Annotated in this window: 13 protein-coding genes and 2 tRNA genes; 6 read left to right on the plus strand and 9 right to left on the minus strand. The window is 62.7% G+C overall.

From position 1 onward, the window contains the following. Positions 1-254: NAD(P)H-hydrate dehydratase (locus A985_RS25595; RefSeq protein WP_017234143.1), on the plus strand; the 254-nt coding region annotated here is incomplete at its 5' end. Between the two features lie 120 nt (positions 255-374). Next, complete coding sequence (pgi, locus tag A985_RS0114600) at positions 375-2,042, plus strand: glucose-6-phosphate isomerase (protein ID WP_017234144.1); 1,668 nt, start codon at positions 375-377, stop codon at positions 2,040-2,042. 23 nt (positions 2,043-2,065) lie between these two features. Here pgi and A985_RS0114605 read toward each other — a convergent pair whose 3' ends face one another. Then, positions 2,066-2,788, minus strand: a complete 723-nt coding sequence (locus A985_RS0114605; RefSeq protein WP_017234145.1) for an ABC transporter ATP-binding protein — start codon at positions 2,786-2,788, stop codon at positions 2,066-2,068. A 52-nt stretch (positions 2,789-2,840) separates the two neighbouring features. On the opposite strand from A985_RS0114605, the gene A985_RS25600 reads away from it, so the two are divergent. Beyond that, positions 2,841-3,488 carry an arylesterase gene (locus A985_RS25600; RefSeq protein ID WP_017234146.1) on the plus strand — a complete coding sequence of 216 codons (648 nt, stop codon included), beginning with the start codon at positions 2,841-2,843 and terminating at the stop codon, positions 3,486-3,488. A 59-nt stretch (positions 3,489-3,547) separates the two neighbouring features. Here the strand turns inward: A985_RS25600 and A985_RS0114615 are convergent, their stop codons facing one another. From A985_RS0114615 to tig, 8 genes are all read right to left on the minus strand, one after another. Further along, the gene (locus A985_RS0114615) at positions 3,548-5,470 is read right to left on the minus strand and encodes a SurA N-terminal domain-containing protein (RefSeq protein WP_017234147.1); all 1,923 of its coding nucleotides are present in this window, start codon (positions 5,468-5,470) and stop codon (positions 3,548-3,550) included. Between the two features lie 82 nt (positions 5,471-5,552). Next, a tRNA-Asp gene (locus A985_RS0114620) sits at positions 5,553-5,629 on the minus strand. Between the two features lie 14 nt (positions 5,630-5,643). Then, a tRNA-Val gene (locus tag A985_RS0114625) sits at positions 5,644-5,719 on the minus strand. 56 nt (positions 5,720-5,775) lie between these two features. Then, a complete protein-coding gene (locus A985_RS0114630; RefSeq protein ID WP_017234148.1) occupies positions 5,776-6,048 on the minus strand; it encodes an HU family DNA-binding protein in 273 nt (90 codons plus the stop codon). 302 nt (positions 6,049-6,350) lie between these two features. Further along, positions 6,351-8,771 carry an endopeptidase La gene (gene lon, locus A985_RS0114635; RefSeq protein ID WP_026131987.1) on the minus strand — a complete coding sequence of 807 codons (2,421 nt, stop codon included), beginning with the start codon at positions 8,769-8,771 and terminating at the stop codon, positions 6,351-6,353. 196 nt (positions 8,772-8,967) lie between these two features. Then, positions 8,968-10,248 carry an ATP-dependent Clp protease ATP-binding subunit ClpX gene (clpX, locus tag A985_RS0114640; RefSeq protein ID WP_017234150.1) on the minus strand — a complete coding sequence of 427 codons (1,281 nt, stop codon included), beginning with the start codon at positions 10,246-10,248 and terminating at the stop codon, positions 8,968-8,970. 236 nt (positions 10,249-10,484) lie between these two features. Beyond that, positions 10,485-11,138, minus strand: a complete 654-nt coding sequence (gene clpP, locus A985_RS0114645) for an ATP-dependent Clp endopeptidase proteolytic subunit ClpP (protein ID WP_026131988.1) — start codon at positions 11,136-11,138, stop codon at positions 10,485-10,487. A 126-nt stretch (positions 11,139-11,264) separates the two neighbouring features. Then, a complete protein-coding gene (gene tig / locus A985_RS0114650; protein WP_017234152.1) occupies positions 11,265-12,605 on the minus strand; it encodes a trigger factor in 1,341 nt (446 codons plus the stop codon). 404 nt (positions 12,606-13,009) lie between these two features. On the opposite strand from tig, the gene A985_RS25605 reads away from it, so the two are divergent. From A985_RS25605 to A985_RS28600, 3 genes are all read left to right on the plus strand, one after another. Further along, the gene (locus A985_RS25605; protein WP_051060198.1) at positions 13,010-13,879 is read left to right on the plus strand and encodes a TetR/AcrR family transcriptional regulator; all 870 of its coding nucleotides are present in this window, start codon (positions 13,010-13,012) and stop codon (positions 13,877-13,879) included. Between the two features lie 182 nt (positions 13,880-14,061). Continuing rightward, positions 14,062-16,560 (plus strand): acyl-CoA dehydrogenase, encoded by a 2,499-nt coding sequence (locus tag A985_RS0114660; RefSeq protein ID WP_026131989.1) that lies wholly within the window; start codon positions 14,062-14,064, stop codon positions 16,558-16,560. A gap of 45 nt (positions 16,561-16,605) precedes the next feature. After that, positions 16,606-16,843 (plus strand): hypothetical protein (locus A985_RS28600; protein ID WP_039830382.1); only part of this gene is annotated, 238 nt, incomplete at its 3' end.

Consider the following 16,843-nt stretch of genomic DNA (forward strand, 5'->3'; position numbering starts at 1 on the left):
GCACGGGCGACGTACTCACGGGCGCGATCGGTGCGCTGCTCGCGCAGGGTATGCCAGCGCCGCAAGCCGCACTGGCCGCGGTCTGGCTGCACGGCCGGGCTGCGGAACGGTGCGCCGCCGCAGGGGCCGGTCCCGCTGGACTGACCGCAAGTGAACTTTTGCCCGCCATGCGCGCCGAACTGGCTGACTTGCTGAACGAGGCGGGGTGCGCCAAGCGAAGCACGCAAACGCGCCGCACGGCGCCGGCCGGCTAGCCCTGACATCTCGCTTCACGAGGATGCAGGACCGCCAGATGGTCGTCCACCGTCGCGTTTCTACGTGATTTCGCGACGACTCCCGTTATACTCCGCTTTATCGAAATGTCCTTATCGCACATGCCGTACAAGCCATCCGCGCCTTCCACTCGTCTGGATCAACTCCCTGCCTGGCGTACCCTGCTCACGCACCGCGACGACATTGCCGCGCAGCACATGCGCGACTGGTTCGCGAGCACCGGCGCTCACGCACGCGTCGAACAATTCTCATTGCGTGCGGCCGGTCTGTATCTCGATTACTCGAAGAACCGCATTACCGGCACAACACGCACGCTGCTCGCACAACTCGCGCGCGAGTGCGGCCTGCCGGCCAAGCGCGATGCGATGTGGGCCGGCGACGCCGTCAACATCACGGAAAACCGCGCGGCGTTGCACGTTGCGCTGCGCGCACCGCAGGACATGGCCTTTCGCGACGCGGCCGGCGACGTCAGCCGCGGGGTGCGCGAGACCCTTTCGCGCATGCGTGCTTTCAGCGAAAGCGTGCGCGACGGGCGCTGGGTCGGTGCGACGGGCAAGCCCATTCGACATCTCATCAATGTCGGGATCGGCGGATCGGACCTGGGTCCGCGCATGGTGTGCGACGCGCTAGCCGTCTACGGGCGGCGAGATCTGAGCGCGCACTTCATCGCCAACATCGATCCCACCGAACTGGCACGCACGCTGCCCTCGCTCGACCCCGAAACCACGCTCGTCGTGGTGTGCTCGAAGACCTTCACCACGCTCGAAACCATGACCAACGCGCGCACGATTCGCGCCTGGTTTGTCGCGCATGGCATTCCTGAGGGCGAACTCGGCAAGCACTTCGTGGCGGTGTCGACGAATGCCGAGGAAGCGATGCGCTTCGGCATTCACCGCGAGAACGTGTTCGAGTTTGGCGAGTGGGTCGGCGGGCGGTATTCGCTGTGGTCGTCGATCGGGCTCATCATCATGCTCTATCTCGGCCCGCAGCATTTCGATGCGTTGCTCGCCGGTGCGCATGCCATGGACGAACACTTCCGCAGTGCGCCGCTCGAGTCCAACATGCCGGTGCTGCTTGGCCTGCTCGGCATCTGGTACCGGAATTTCTTCGACGCCCAGACGATTTCCATCGCGCCGTACACCGACGCCTTGCAGAAACTGCCGCCGTATCTGCAGCAGTTGGACATGGAGAGCAATGGCAAGTCGGTGCAGCTCGACGGGACGCCTGTCTCGTGGCAAACCGCGCCGATCCTATGGGGCGAGCCAGGCACGAACGGTCAGCATGCCTACTTTCAGATGTTGCACCAGGGCACCACGCTGGTGCCGGTGGACTTCATCGCCGTCCTGAATCCGCAATACGATGCGCCCGCCTATCTCGATCATCACCGCAAGCTGCTCGCCAATTGCTTCGCGCAAAGCGAAGCGTTGCTGCAAGGCGGCTCGATGGCCACGGCGGAACAAGCTGGAGGACCGCTGGGCGCACAACGCCGCTTCGACGGCAATCGTCCGAGCAACACGCTCGTGATCGATCAATTGTCGCCCGAGCGCCTGGGTGCGCTGATCGCGCTCTATGAGCACAAGGTGTTCGTGCAGGCCGCCATCTGGAACATCAATCCGTTCGACCAGTGGGGGGTTGAACTGGGCAAGACGCTGAGCCGCGCCATCGAGCCCGAACTCGCCGATCCGGACTTGCTCACGCCCGACGCGCACGACGCCTCGACCACGTCGTTGATTCGCCTTGCAGGCGACGCCCTGAAACGCAAGCACTGAAACGCGCGATCGCCGCGGCAACATCACTGCGGCGTTTTCGACCCTGCGTCTCGTGCGTCCGACGGGCCATCGATCCTTCGTCCGCCGGCGAGTTGCACTGTCGTGTCGCAACGCTGCGCGATCGCCTGATCATGTGTCACGAGCACCAGCGTTGCGCCACGCGCCTTGTTGAGCGAGAACATCAGGTCGATCACGCGCTCCCCCGTCGCCGTGTCCAGACTGCCCGTCGGTTCGTCGGCAAACAGTATGGCGGGTTCGGTGACGAAAGCACGCGCCAGCGCCACGCGCTGCTGTTCGCCGCCGGAGAGCTGCTTCGGATAATGCGCCAGACGCGAGCCCAGCCCCACTTGATCAAGCAACTTGATGGCACGATCGCGCACGTCGCGTGTCTCACCCAGCAACTCGAGCGGCAGCATCACGTTCTCGAGCGCGGTGAGGTGCGGCATCAGTTGAAACGATTGAAAGACGAAACCGACGGCACCGCGTCGCAACGCGGCCCGGCCCTCTTCGTCGAGATCGCCGAGCGACTTGCCCAGCAGCGTGATACTGCCGTCGCTTGCCGTGTCGAGCCCCGCCATCAGGCCTAGCAACGTAGACTTGCCGGACCCCGACGCGCCGACGATGGCCACGCTTTGACCTTTGGCGACACTGACATCGATATCCTGCAGAATGACCAGCTCGCCGGTCGCGTCGCGCAACCGTTTGCCCAGCCCCCGCACCTCAATCACGTTTTCGGAAAACGACATGGTTAGAAGAGAGTTCTTGAAAATGGCCGCCTCCGCCCTCGTAGGCGGGTGCATGCTGTCAGGGACCGCGGCGCACGCGGCAAGTTCGGGGACGCCAACGATTTTGGTCGTCGGCGACAGCCTTTCGGCGGAATATGGCATCGCGCGCGGCACCGGCTGGGTCAATCTGATGCAGCAGACGATCACGCGAAGCGGGTTTGATTATAACGTCGTGAACGCGAGCATCAGCGGCGACACGACGAGCGGCGGACGCGCGCGCCTCGCGCCGCTGCTCGAACGCTATCATCCCGCCATCACGATCCTGGAACTCGGCGGCAACGACGCGCTGCGCGGCATTTCACTCGACCTCACACGCAGCAATCTGCGCGAGATGATCGGCGCGGCACGCAAGGCAGGCAGCCGTGTGATCGTCGTCGGCATGCGCATTCCGCCTAACTACGGGCTCGACTACAGCGAGCAGTTCTTCACGATGTTTTCGCTGGTGGCCAAGCAGGAAAAAACGGGCTACGTGCCGTTCCTGTTGGCGGGTGTCATTGAACACCCCGACTGGTTCCAGCAGGATCAGATTCACCCTCTGGCCAAGGCGCACCCGCAAATCCTGCAGAATGTCTGGCCGACGGTCAAACCACTTCTCAAGCCCGCCGGCAAGGCGCCCTCGCGCCCCGCGCAACCACGAACGCCGAAGACGTCCGGCACATAAAAAACGCGGCCGGTTGGCCGCGTTTCTCGTTTCATTCAGCGATGGTGCCGGCCGCCCATTCAGGCCCCCGACTTGGTGACATCGTTCACGATCTTCACCTTCGAGCGCGCACGCAGGTCGCCCAGCCAGGCGTTCCATTCGGCCTGCGCCGCCAGTTGGTTGAGTTGCTGCGCCTCGGCGGCAAGATGCTGCGCGTCCTGCTCGGCCGGCTGCGTGACCTTGCCGATGCGATACACGGCGTAGCCCTGACCTTCGCCCAACGCGACACCGACATACGCCGGCAACCGGGTCGTATCGGCACTGAAGATTGCCCCCAGGGCCGTCGCCGGCAGCTTGCCAGGGTTGTCTCGCGATACGGTTTGCGCAGCGCCGAATGCGGCGTCGCCCCCCTTCTTGAGCGCTTCGAGCTTGGCCTGGCCGGCCGTCGTCGCTGCCTGCTCGGCCAGATCGGCCACGACCTTCTCTTTGACTTGCGCCTCGATCTGCGCGAGCGGCGGCGTGGCGGCCGGGTGATAAGTCACCACGTGCGCCGACACCAGTACGCCCTGACCCACATCCACCGCCTCGGTGTTGCGCTTGTTCTTGAGCGCTTCGTCGCCAAACACGGCCTTGAGTAACTTCTCATTGCCGATCGGGAGTTTCGCCTGCGACGGATCCGGCGTCCGCGTGACCGTGGCCGTCTGCACCTTCAGGTTGAGCTTGTCGGCCGCCGGCTGCACGCTGTCGGGTTGTTCGTACACGGCGTTGGTGAACTGGTCGGCCAACTTCGCATAGGCCTTCGCCGACTCCTGCTGTCGATACTGATCGGCAAGCTGCGCCTTCACTTCATCGAACGACTTGGTCTGCTCGGGCTTGATGCCGGTCAGCTTGATGATGTGATAACCGAAATCGCTCTTCACGACATCGCTCACGTCACCCTCGTGCTTGAGCGCGAACGTGGCATCGGCAAACGGCTTGACCATTGCGTCGCGTGCGAAGAAGCCCAGATCGCCGCCGTTGGCCTTCGAGCCCGGGTCTTCCGAATCGGCGCTGGCCAGCTTGGCAAAATCATCCGGATGCTTCTTGATCTCGGCGAGCAGCGCGTCGGCCTTCGCCTTCGCCTTGGCGTGATCGGCCGGCGATGCGTCGGCGGGCGACGCGATCAGGATGTGCGATGCGCGGCGCTGCTCCGGCGTGGTGTATTGCTTCAGGTTGTCCTGGTACATCTTGCGCAGCACGTCATCGCTCGCGGGCGTCTGTGCCGAAGCCGGCATGGCCTTCGGGTCGAGCACGACATACTGGATCTCAGCCGATTCGGGCGTCTGGAAGGCGGCCTTGTGCGCATCGTAATACGCCTGAATCTGCGGCTGCGTCGGTACGATCTTGCCGGCGTAGTCCGTGACCGGGAAGGTCAGCACCGAGACGTCACGCTGTTGAGCACGCAGTTGCGCGAAGCGTTCGAGCACCGTCTTCGGCAGCATGGCGCTCGCCTGCACGCTCGACGGCAATTGGTTCGACGCCAGCTCGAAGCGAATTTGCGCTTCAAGGCGCTGCGGCGTGAGGTTTTGCGCAGAAAGCAATTGCGCGTACTTCGCTTCATCGATGGAACCATCCGGGCGGCGCAACTGCGCAATCGCCGGAATGGCGAGCAGCGCCTCACGCACCTGGGCATCGGGCACCGAGAGATTCTTCTTGAGCGTTTCCTGCGTGAGCAGCTTCTGCTGGATCAGGTTATCCAGCACCGCGGCGCGCATTTCGGGGGTGTTGATCTGGTTGGGATCGACAGCGCCGCCAAACATCTGTTGCATGCGCTCGGTCTGCGCGCGAAGCACACTGTCGTATTCCTGACGTGTCACGGTTTGATCGCCGACCTTGGCGATGGTGCTGGCGTCTGCGGCGTATTCCTGCCAGCCATGTACGCCAAACACCACGAACGACGGCACGATCAACACCGTCAGGAAGATGAGAACCAATCGTTGATGACGGCGGATGAAGTCGAACATACGAAATCGGAATAGTCGTCTGGATGCGTCTTAAGACGCCATATGGCAAAAAAGGCGAACCGAAGTTCGCCTTTTCACAATTTGGCGGAGCGGACGGGGCTCGAACCCGCGACCCCCGGCGTGACAGGCCGGTATTCTAACCAACTGAACTACCGCTCCCCAAGATCTGGAACTGGTGGGTGCTGAGGGGCTCGAACCCCCGACCTACGCCTTGTAAGGGCGCCGCTCTACCAACTGAGCTAAGCACCCGTTCCCGATTCAAGTGTTGTTCTTGCTGCAACTCCCCGCCGAAACAGGGAAGCTGATCAGTTTAACGTATCTTTCAATACTTTGCCAGGGCGAAATTTCGGAACCTTCGCTGCCTTGATCTTGATCGCGGCCCCCGTGCGCGGATTGCGTCCGGTACGCGCCGCACGCTTGGCCACGAGGAAGGTGCCGAAGCCGACCAACGTCACGCTGTCTCCCTTCTTCAGCGATTTTTTTACCGCACCCACCAATGCTTCAAGTGCCCGACCGGCAGCCGCTTTCGAGATGTCTGCTTCACCCGCGATATGATCGATCAGTTCCGTCTTGTTCACTGTAACCCCCTTGCAAGGATAGTAGGCGATTGAGCCGCGGAGGCGCTCTTTGCGCGCCTTGACTTTGATCTGCTAGGTCCGTCGGCTTTGCCATTAGACAAGCCGGAAACCCTTATGTCAAGCCGTTTTGCGCCCTTTGGGCGGCTTAGGAAGCACTCCTGAATCTGCGCTTCCCCGGTGTCATTTTCGAGCGCATCGTCTGAACAAAAAAAAGCCCGGGGAAACCCCCGGGCAATTTACGCACTTCCCGCGTAGCGATCGGCGGCCAATCCGCCCGTTGCCCACTACACGAAAAATTATCGTCAGTGCTTGATGACTTCCTGCTTGCCGCTGGCATCCGCATTCGGCGTGACAGGCGCGGCCTTCGCCTCTTCCTCGGGCAGCGGCGTCGGTGCATGCTCCAACGCCAGCTCAAGCACCTTGTCGATCCAGCGCACCGGCACGATCTCCAGCGCGTTCTTGACCGTATCCGGAATCTCTGCGAGATCCTTCACGTTCTCCTCCGGAATCAACACGAGCTTGATGCCACCACGGTGAGCCGCCAGCAACTTCTCCTTGAGACCGCCGATCGGCAACACTTCACCGCGCAGCGTGATCTCACCGGTCATCGCCACATTCGCACGCACCGGAATACCGGTGAGCACCGAGACCAGCGCCGTCGTCATGGCGATACCGGCAGACGGACCATCCTTAGGCGTCGCCCCTTCCGGCACGTGGATGTGGATGTCCTTCTTCTCGAACTGCTCATCCGTCACGCCGAGGCGGCGCGCACGCGAACGCACGACAGAGCGCGCGGCCTCGACCGACTCCTTCATCACGTCGCCGAGCGAACCCGTCCGAATGATGTTGCCCTTGCCCGGCATCAACGCGGCTTCGATGGTCAGCAGATCGCCGCCCACTTCCGTCCACGCCAGACCCGTGACCTGACCGATCTGGTTTTCCTTCATGGCCAGACCGAAGTCAAACTTGCGCACGCCCAGGAAGTTGTCGAGATTGCCCGCATCGACCTTGATCGACGTACCGTCAACCTTCTTGAGCAACAGCATCTTCACGACCTTACGGCAGATCTTCGAGATCTCACGCTCGAGCGAACGCACACCCGCTTCGCGCGTGTAGTAGCGGATGATGTCGCGAATCGCCGCTTCGGCCAGATCGATCTCGCCTTCCTTCAGCCCGTTGTTCTTCTTCTGCTTGGGCAGCAGATAACGCTGGGCAATGTTGACCTTCTCGTCTTCCGTGTAGCCCGACAGGCGAATCACTTCCATACGGTCGAGCAGCGGCGCCGGAATGTTCAGCGAGTTCGACGTGGCCACGAACATCACGTCCGACAGATCGAAGTCGACTTCGACGTAATGGTCCGAGAACGTGTGGTTCTGCTCGGGGTCGAGCACTTCGAGCAGCGCCGAACTCGGATCCCCGCGAAAATCCATGCCCATCTTGTCCACTTCGTCGAGCAGGAACAGCGGATTGCGTACGGCCACCTTCGACAGACTCTGCAGGATTTTGCCCGGCATCGACCCGATATACGTACGACGGTGACCGCGAATCTCGGCCTCGTCACGCACGCCGCCCAACGCCATGCGCACGAACTTGCGGTTCGTCGCACGCGCGATCGACTGACCGAGCGAGGTCTTGCCCACACCGGGGGGCCCCACCAGGCACAGGATCGGTGCCTTGACCTTCTCGACGCGCTGTTGCACGGCAAGATACTCAAGGATGCGTTCCTTGACCTTCTCCAGGCCGAAGTGATCCTCGTCGAGCACCTTCTCGGCGTTCGACAGGTCGTTGTTGACCTTGCTCTTCTTGCGCCACGGCAGACCGACCAGCGTGTCGATATAGTTACGCACGACGGTCGCCTCGGCCGACATCGGCGACATCAGCTTGAGCTTCTTGAGTTCGGCGTCAGCCTTCTTCTTGGCTTCCTTGGGCAGATGCGCGGCCTTGATCCGCTTCTCGAGCTCTTCGAGATCCGCGCCTTCTTCACCCTCGCCCAACTCCTTCTGGATCGCCTTGACCTGTTCGTTCAGGTAGTACTCGCGCTGGCTCTTCTCCATCTGGCGCTTCACGCGGCCACGGATACGCTTTTCCACCTGAAGAATGTCGATCTCGCTCTCGAGCTGCGCGAGCAGGTGCTCGAGACGCTCGATGACCGGGAACATTTCCAGGATGTTCTGTTTCTGCTCCAGCTTGAGCGGCAGGTGGGCGGCGATCGTGTCCGCCAGACGACCCGCCTCGTCGATACCCGAGAGCGACGTCAGGATCTCCGGCGGAATCTTCTTGTTGAGCTTCACATACTGATCGAACTGGGCCACGATCGCGCGGCGCAGCGCCTCGGATTCCGGCGAGTTGCCGTCGTCCGGTTCGAGCGGCATCACTTCCGACGTGAACTGGGTTTCCTCTTCGTCCACACTCAGGGTGCGGGCGCGCTGAATCCCTTCGACGAGCACCTTGACGGTGCCATCGGGCAATTTGAGCATTTGCAGAATGTTCGCCACGCAGCCGATCTCGTAGAGATCCTTCGACGTGGGCTCATCCTTGGCCGCCGCCTTCTGGGCGACGAGCATGATGTGCTTGCCGCCTTCCATGGCGGTTTCAAGCGCTTTAATCGATTTTGGACGCCCCACGAAAAGGGGAATCACCATGTGCGGAAACACGACCACGTCGCGCAAAGGCAACAGGGGCAGTTGAATCGCTTCGGGCGGGAGGATTTGGGTGCCTGACATCTCGTTCCCCATATTTAACGATACCGTTGTGTTCCAGCTAATTGAGGCCGCCGACGGGAATTACAAGGGGGAGTGGAACAGCCCTTTCGCCGGTAAGTTGCACCGCTCGGGGTTTCATTGCCCGCGGCACTAGTATGAAGGAAAAAAAGCCGTCCATGTTTCCATGAACGGCTTCGGGTAGCGCTGAGTTGACCGTTCAATTGGAGCCGGCAACCTTGGGCGACTCCTGGTAAATCAAAAGCGGTTTCCCGTCGCCGCTGATCGCGTTTTCGTCGAGGATCACCTTGGTGACGCCCTTTAGCGACGGGAGCTCGTACATCACTTCGAGCAAGGCCTGCTCGATGATCGAGCGCAAGCCGCGCGCGCCCGTCTTGCGCTTGATGGCCTTGCGCGCCACCGCGTGCATCGCGGCCGGCCGAATCTCCAGTTCCACGCCTTCCATCAGGAACAAGCGCTGATATTGCTTGACCAGCGCGTTCTTGGGCTCGACGAGGATCGTCACCAGCGCGTCCTCGTCAAGCTTGCCCAGCGTGGCAACCACCGGCAGACGACCGATCAGCTCCGGGATCAGGCCAAACTTGATCAGATCTTCCGGCTCGACGTCACGCAGCAACTCGCTGGCGTCACGCTCTTCACCGGTCTTGACCGTTGCACCGAATCCGATGCCTGTCTTCTCGGTACGGTTCATGATGATCTTCTCGAGACCATCGAACGCTCCGCCGCAGATGAACAGGATGTTCGTCGTGTCGACCTGGATGAAATCCTGGTTCGGGTGCTTGCGACCGCCTTGCGGCGGCACCGACGCCATCGTGCCTTCGACCAGCTTGAGCAGCGCCTGCTGCACGCCCTCGCCCGACACGTCGCGCGTAATCGACGGATTGTCCGACTTACGGCTGATCTTGTCGATTTCATCAATATAGACGATGCCCTTCTGCGCCTGCTCGATCTCGTAATTGCAGTTCTGCAGCAGCTTCTGGATGATGTTTTCGACGTCTTCCCCCACGTAACCGGCTTCGGTCAGCGTGGTGGCGTCGGCAATCACGAAGGGCACGTTGAGCAGGCGGGCGAGCGTTTGCGCGAGCAATGTCTTGCCCGAGCCGGTCGGCCCGATGAGCAGGATGTTGCTCTTGGCGAGTTCGACTTCGTCGCGCTTGTCGCCGAGGTGCTTCAGTCGCTTGTAATGGTTGTAGACCGCCACGGCCAGAATCTTCTTGGCACGGTCCTGACCGATCACATACTGATCGAGACTCTCGCGAATTTCCAGCGGCGACGGCAGATCGGACTTGCCGCCGCTGCCGCTCTCGTCTTCGGCCGCAGCGGCCTCGTCGCGGATAATCTCATTGCACAGATCGATGCACTCGTCGCAAATGAAGACCGACGGCCCCGCGATGAGCTTCTTGACCTCGTGCTGACTCTTTCCGCAGAACGAGCAGTAGAGCAGCTTTTCGCCGTTGGAAGTGCTTTTTTTATCCACCATATCTGTGTCAGCCTGCTAGCAATTTGCGCCCCGGTCGTCCCCCGCCGGGGGCGGCAAACGCGGCATACGTGAATCTCATTGTAACGCCATGCCGTGCGAGCGTGTGACCCAGCCGCATCGGCAATAATTTCCCTTTTACGACAAAGACTTGGCACGAACACCTGGCTTTCAAAAACGACGCCGCCCGGTGTCGCGCCAACCTTTTGTCGTTGCGCGCTCTCGAACTCGAAACCGAATCAGGGACGCTTTTCGAGCACGCGGTCGATCAACCCATACTCGACGGCATCGGCCGCCGACTTGAAGTTGTCGCGATCGGTGTCGCGCGCGATGACCTCGAGCGACTGGCCGGTGTTGTCGGCCAACAGTCGATTCAACCGATCCTTGAGCAGCAGGATTTCCCTGGCGTGGATCTCGATGTCCGACGCCTGACCGCGAGCGCCGCCCAGCGGTTGGTGAATCATGATGCGCGCGTTCGGCAGCGCGAAGCGCTTGCCCTTCTCACCGGCCGCCAGCAGAAATGCGCCCATGCTCGCCGCCATGCCCAGGCACAGCGTCGAGACCGCCGGCTTGACGAACTTCATCGTGTCGTAAATCGCCAGGCCCGCCGAGACGGAACCGCCCGGCGAATTGATGTACATCGAGATTTCCTTGTCCGGATTTTCGCTCTCGAGGAACAGCAACTGTGCGACGACGAGGTTGGCGCTCTGGTCGTTGACCTCGCCCACCAGGAAAATGATGCGCTCCTTGAGGAGTCGCGAGTAAATATCGTAAGCGCGCTCGCCACGACCACTTTGCTCGACGACCATCGGCACGAGGCCAAGGCCTTGCGTCTCGAGTGCGGAGTTGTACGTCGGGGAGGCGAGTTGGGCGAGCAATTCGGAACGGGTAATCATATCGGTTCGACCCTTCTATCGAGATGGTTTTGCGCGCCGCAGGGAGGAGGCCCGGAGGCCATTTGGAAAAGAACCGCCACGGCATTGCGGCCGCGGCGGTTCAATCGGTCGTGTCGCGTTCGATCAGGCTTGCGAGTTGCCGGCCAGCTCTTCGAAACTGACCTGCTTGTCGGTCACCTTGGCCTTACCCAGGACGAATTCGACCACGTTGTTCTCGACGACGAAACCTTCCATTTCCGCCATGCGCTGCTGATCGCCATAGTACCAGCGGACGACTTCTTGCGGGTCTTCGTAGCTCTTCGCGAACTCTTCGACTTCGGCCTTGATTTGCTCCGGCTTGGCTTGCAGGTCATTCTGCTTGACCAGCTCGGCCAGAATCAGACCCAGCTTCACGCGACGCTCGGCTTGCTCCTTGAACATTTCCGCCGGAATCGGCACGTTGCCGGCGTTCGGCACGCCGCGTTGCGTCAAATCCTGACGGGCCATTGCCACCAGGCGCTCCTGGTCCTGTGCGACCAATGCGTTCGGCACGTCGAGCTCCGACACCGAGATCAGCGCGTTCATCACCTGATCCTTGAGCAAGGCCTGCGTACGACGCTTCACTTCGCGCGACAGGTTTTCCTTGATATCGGCGCGCATCTTTTCCATGCTGCCGTCAGCGATGCCGAGCGACTTGGCGAACTCGCCGTCGACTTCAGGCAGGTGCGCCCACTCGACCTTCTTCAGCGTCACGGTGAACGTAGCGGTCTTGCCGGCCACTTCCTTGCCGTGGTACTCGTCGGGGAACTTGAGTTCGAAATCCTTCGAATCGCCCACCTTCAGGCCCAGCGTGGCCGTCTCGAACTCAGGCAGCATGCGGCCTTCGCCCAGCACGAACACAAAGTCTTCGGCGCTGCCGCCGGCGAACGCTTCCCCGTCGATCTTGCCAACGAAGTCGACCGTCACGCGGTCGCCGTCCTTGGCTTCGACCGAGCCGCCGTCGCCGTGGGCGCCGACTTCGCCGCGCACGTGGTAGTGCACGCGCTGCTTGCGCAGGATGTCGATGGTGCGGTCGATCTCGGCTTCCGAGACGTCCGTCGTGGTACGGCTCACCTCGGCCGTGGCCAGGTCACCGATCTTGACTTCCGGGTAGATCTCGAACGTGGCATCGAATGCGTACTCGGCCTCGCCCGCGTCGACCTTCGGCGCGAAGCGCGGCTGACCCGCGACGCGCAGATCCTGTTCCTTGCTGATGTCGAAGAATTGCTGGCCGACCTTGTCGCTCACGACTTCGGCTTCGACCTGACCACCGTACTGCTGGGTGACCATCTTCAGGGGCACCTTGCCCGGGCGGAAGCCCGGCATACGCACCGTCTTCGACAGCTTCTGAATGCGTGCCGCAACTTCTTTTTCGACTTCCTGCTTGGGCAGGGCGATGGTAAAGCGACGCTCGAGCTTGCCGAGGTTTTCAACAGCGATAGTCATGAGGATATTCGTCCTTCCAGAGGGTCGTTCTGTGTTGCGGCGAGGGAATGCCACAAGCGGACCCTGTCAGTTAATCAACCTTGGGCCGGAACCGACGTTGCGACGCCGGCTTCCCTCCGCCCCCGACATGCGGGGTAGCGCCAAAACGGTTTTGAACACAAAGCGGAACATTTTAGCAAACTATTGCCCCGCCTCCAGACTTTCCGCCCCGATATCAGGGAAATCGGACCATTTTGCCTTCACGTGCCTTCCCGACGCCGCCCGCCCTGCCGGGCATGTCGCAACAGGTCGGTACAGGCCGGCATTACGCTTTAGAGGATCGCGTCCAGAAAAAGATCTTGGGGGAAGCCCACTTACGGCTTAGGATTCATTCGTACGTTTGAATGAAACATCGGTTCCATCCGATGGCGCGGCCTCGCGCCGCATCACACTGGAGGTGCTTCGTGAGCCCACGCCTTTCCGCCGGCCGGCACGTCGGCGACACCAAGCTACGCATCCTCGATGCCGCAGAAGACCTTTTCATCGAATACGGCTACGAAGCGATGTCCTTGCGTCAGATCACGTCGCGAGCCGACGTCAACCTGGCCGCCGTCAACTATCACTTCGGCAGCAAGGAGACCTTGCTCCAGGCCATGTTGGCGCGTCGGCTCGACCGGCTCAACGACGAGCGGCTCGCGCTGCTGACGCGCGCCGAAGCCGAGTGGCCGGCACCGCAGCTCACGTGCGAACACGTGCTGGGGGCAATGTTCATCCCCGCCCTTGCCATCTCGCATCATCGCGATATCGGCGGCCCGGCGTTCCTGCGCCTGCTCGGGCGGGTGTACGCCGATCCGTCGCCGTTCATCCGCGACTATTTGCAGCAGCATTACGCCCCCGTCTTCGAGCGCTTCTTCGACGCCTTCGCCCGCGCGTTACCTGAGCTGCCGCGCCAGGAACTGGGCTGGCGTCTGCACTTCGCGCTTCAGGCCCTGTCCGGCGTGCTCGCGAGCAGCGACACCGCTCGACTGATCGACACGTTCGCCCAAGGCCAGGCGATGGGCGACCTGCAGGTCGTGGCACGGCTCACGGCCCTCATGGTCGCGGCGCTCAGGGCGCCGATGCCGGGCGAGGAGCAACTGGCGAGCTTCGCCGACGTCTTCGCGCTGGCGAAGGCCGCGGACATTACGCCGCCACGCGACGCCGGATACGTCGCCGCCCCGCCCACGACAACCGCAGAAGCGAATGCCGCGCCTCGGATCCCCGGCGCCGACGACCGCTCGCTCGCCAATGCCTGAATACCGATCACCGACAGCCGGAGAAGGTCCGAGCCAGTCGACGACGATCGAACACGAAGGCCAAACCTGAACAGACGCCCGAACGCCAATCGGGAGGCGAGGCCCAATCGACGCTGAGGCGTCCCCGACCGGTGCTACGGCACCCCCGGCCGGGAGGATGAACCGAGAGGGAGGACAGCATGATGGCTCTATGGATTCTTGCGTGGGTCGCGGGCGTAAGCGCCCTGCTCTTTTATCGTGCGCACGCCTGGCAGTGGTTGTTGGCGACTGTGGTGTGGGCGGGCGCAGGCGCGGTGAGCGGGCTGACGGGGACGGTGGCGACCGTCTTACTCGCCGTCATCTTCGTCTTGCCGGCACTGGTCCTCAGCATTGGCCCGCTGCGGCGCGCTTGGATCACCGCACCGCTGCTCGCCAAATTCCGCACGATCATGCCGGAGATGTCCGAGACGGAGAAAGACGCCATTGAAGCCGGCACCGTCTGGTGGGATGCGGATTTGTTCTCCGGCCGTCCCGACTGGAAAAAATTCATGGCGCTGCCCGCGCCCACCTTGTCCGCCGAAGAGCAGGCCTTCCTGGACACCGAGGTCGAACACCTGTGCGACCTGTCCAACGACTGGGAAAGCACCCAGGTCTGGCAGGACCTGCCGCCAAACGCATGGCAATACGCGAAGGATGCCGGCTTTCTGGGAATGATTATCCCCAAGCGCTACGGTGGCCTCGAATTCTCCGCGTACGCGCACTCTCAAGTGGTGATGAAGCTCGCTTCGCGTTGCTCGGCGGCCGCCGTTTCGGTCATGGTGCCGAACTCGCTCGGCCCCGCCGAACTGCTGCTTCACTATGGCACCGAAGCCCAGAAGAACTACTATCTGCCGCGCCTGGCGAAGGGGGACGAAGTCCCTTGCTTCGCACTCACGAGCCCATACGCGGGCTCGGACGCCGCCGCCATCCCCGACGTCGGCATCGTCTGCCGAGGCGTTCACGAGGGCCGCGAAACGCTTGGGTTCCGTGTCACGTGGAGCAAGCGCTACATCACCCTGGGGCCGATCGCGACGGTGCTCGGCCTCGCCTTCCGAGCCCTCGATCCCGACCATCTGCTCGGTGACGACGACGCCCCAGGCATCACCTGCGCACTGATTCCCACGCACCATCCGGGCGTGGTGATCGGGCGTCGCCACTGGCCGCTGAACGCCGTCTTCCAGAACGGCCCGAATGCCGGCAAGGACGTCTTCATTCCGCTCGACTGGGTGATCGGCGGCCAGGCACAGGTCGGCAAAGGCTGGCGCATGTTGATGGAGTGTCTCGCGGCGGGCCGTGCGATTTCGTTGCCCTCCTCGAACGTCGGCTACTCGAAGCTTGCCGTGCGTGCCACGGGGGCTTATGCGGCGGTACGGCGTCAATTCCGCACGCCGATCGGGAAGTTCGAAGGGGTGCAGGAGGCGCTTGCGCGCATGGCCGGCAACCTTTACGCGATGGACGCCGCACGCCGCATGGCAGCGCTCGCCGTCGATCTTGGCGAGAAGCCCTCGGTGATCTCCGCCATTGCGAAATACCACGTGACCGAACGCGCCCGCAAAGTGGTGAACGACGGCATGGATGTCGTCGCGGGCAAAGGCATCTGCATGGGCCCGAACAACTTCCTTGCCCGCGCCTACCAGCAGATCCCGGTATCGATCACAGTGGAGGGCGCCAACATCATGACGCGCTGCCTGATGATCTTCGGTCAGGGCGCGATCCGCTGCCATCCGTACGTGCTCAAGGAGCTGAGCGCCGCGCAAACGGCGGATCGAGCAGCGGCCGTGCGCGCCTTCGACGACGCCCTCTTCGGCCATCTGAGCTTCGTCACGAGCAACATCGTGCGCGGTGCCCTGCACGGCATCACGCATGCGCGCTTCTCCGCCGTGCCGTCGAACGCCGCGCCGGAGTTGCATGGGTACTACCGCGCCGCGAATCGCCTATCGACGCTGCTCGCCATTGCATCCGACGTCTCGATGGCGGTGCTCGGCGGCTCGCTCAAGCGGCGCGAGCGCCTCACGGGCCGGCTCGGCGACATCCTCTCTCAATTGTTCCTGTTGACGGCGACGCTCAAGCGTTACGAAGACGAAGGCCGCCCCACCGCCGATCTGCCACTGGTGCACTGGGCCGCGCAGGACGCGCTCTGGCAGGCACGCGAGGCGTTCGAAGGCGTGCTTGCAAACTATCCGTCGCGCGCCGTCGCCTGGTGGATGCGCTGGAAACTCATGCCGCTCGGCCTGCCCTATGCCAAACCGTCCGATGCGCTGGCCACTCAGGTCGCCGAGTTGATGCAAACGCCGGGCGACGCGCGCGAGCGCCTCATCACCGGCAGCTATTCGCCGCGCCCCGAAATCGACGGTCTGGCTTACGGGGAGATCGTTTTCCAGATGACGCCGCAGGTCACCGCCATCGAGCAGCGTTTGCGCACGGCGGTCAAGGAGGGCCGCCTGCCGACGATGCCCCAAAGCCTGCCCGAATTCTCCGAGTGGGTGGAGCAGGCCGCGCATCTGCATCTCGTGAGCGACGGCGAGCGCCAGGTGCTGGCGCAGTACGCCGACTTTGCGGCGCGGGCCGTGGCCGTCGACGATTTCCCGCCCGACTTCGGTCGCCTTGCCGACATGCAGCACGCCCAGCAACAGGAAGCGGCCGACGAAGCGCTCACGCCGTGAGCTCGCCCGCCTGCCGCTGCCTATCACTCTGAGGATTTCCGCGCCGTGACGACGTCCGACCGATATCTGGCTTTCGCCAACTCCGCCGTGGGCAGCCGCCTGGCCAATGCGCTGGGGCTACCGCGCCCCGTGCCGCTCGAGCGGATGCCGTCGCGCGACGACAGCCGCACCGAGGCAGACACCGATGCGTCGCCACGCGCCATGCCCACACCGCCCGCGGTCGTGGGCGGCGCGGGCGACGCCCCGCTGTTGCCGGACCTCGCACGAGAGCTGCATCGGCTCC

This window comes from Pandoraea sp. B-6, assembly GCF_000282835.1.
Classification (GTDB): Bacteria; Pseudomonadota; Gammaproteobacteria; order Burkholderiales; family Burkholderiaceae; genus Pandoraea; species Pandoraea cepalis.

Bases quoted from the DNA above. Each gene is read 5' to 3' on its own strand.
- pgi (WP_017234144.1), top strand. From the start codon at position 375: ATGCCGTACAAGCCATCCGCGCCTTCCACTCGTCTGGATCAACTCCCT.
- A985_RS0114605 (WP_017234145.1), bottom strand. From the start codon at position 2,788: ATGTCGTTTTCCGAAAACGTGATTGAGGTGCGGGGGCTGGGCAAACGG.
- A985_RS25600 (WP_017234146.1), top strand. From the start codon at position 2,841: ATGCTGTCAGGGACCGCGGCGCACGCGGCAAGTTCGGGGACGCCAACG.
- A985_RS0114615 (WP_017234147.1), bottom strand. From the start codon at position 5,470: ATGTTCGACTTCATCCGCCGTCATCAACGATTGGTTCTCATCTTCCTG.
- lon (WP_026131987.1), bottom strand. From the start codon at position 8,771: ATGTCAGGCACCCAAATCCTCCCGCCCGAAGCGATTCAACTGCCCCTG.
- clpX (WP_017234150.1), bottom strand. From the start codon at position 10,248: ATGGTGGATAAAAAAAGCACTTCCAACGGCGAAAAGCTGCTCTACTGC.
- tig (WP_017234152.1), bottom strand. From the start codon at position 12,605: ATGACTATCGCTGTTGAAAACCTCGGCAAGCTCGAGCGTCGCTTTACC.
- A985_RS25605 (WP_051060198.1), top strand. From the start codon at position 13,010: ATGGCGCGGCCTCGCGCCGCATCACACTGGAGGTGCTTCGTGAGCCCA.
- A985_RS0114660 (WP_026131989.1), top strand. From the start codon at position 14,062: ATGGCTCTATGGATTCTTGCGTGGGTCGCGGGCGTAAGCGCCCTGCTC.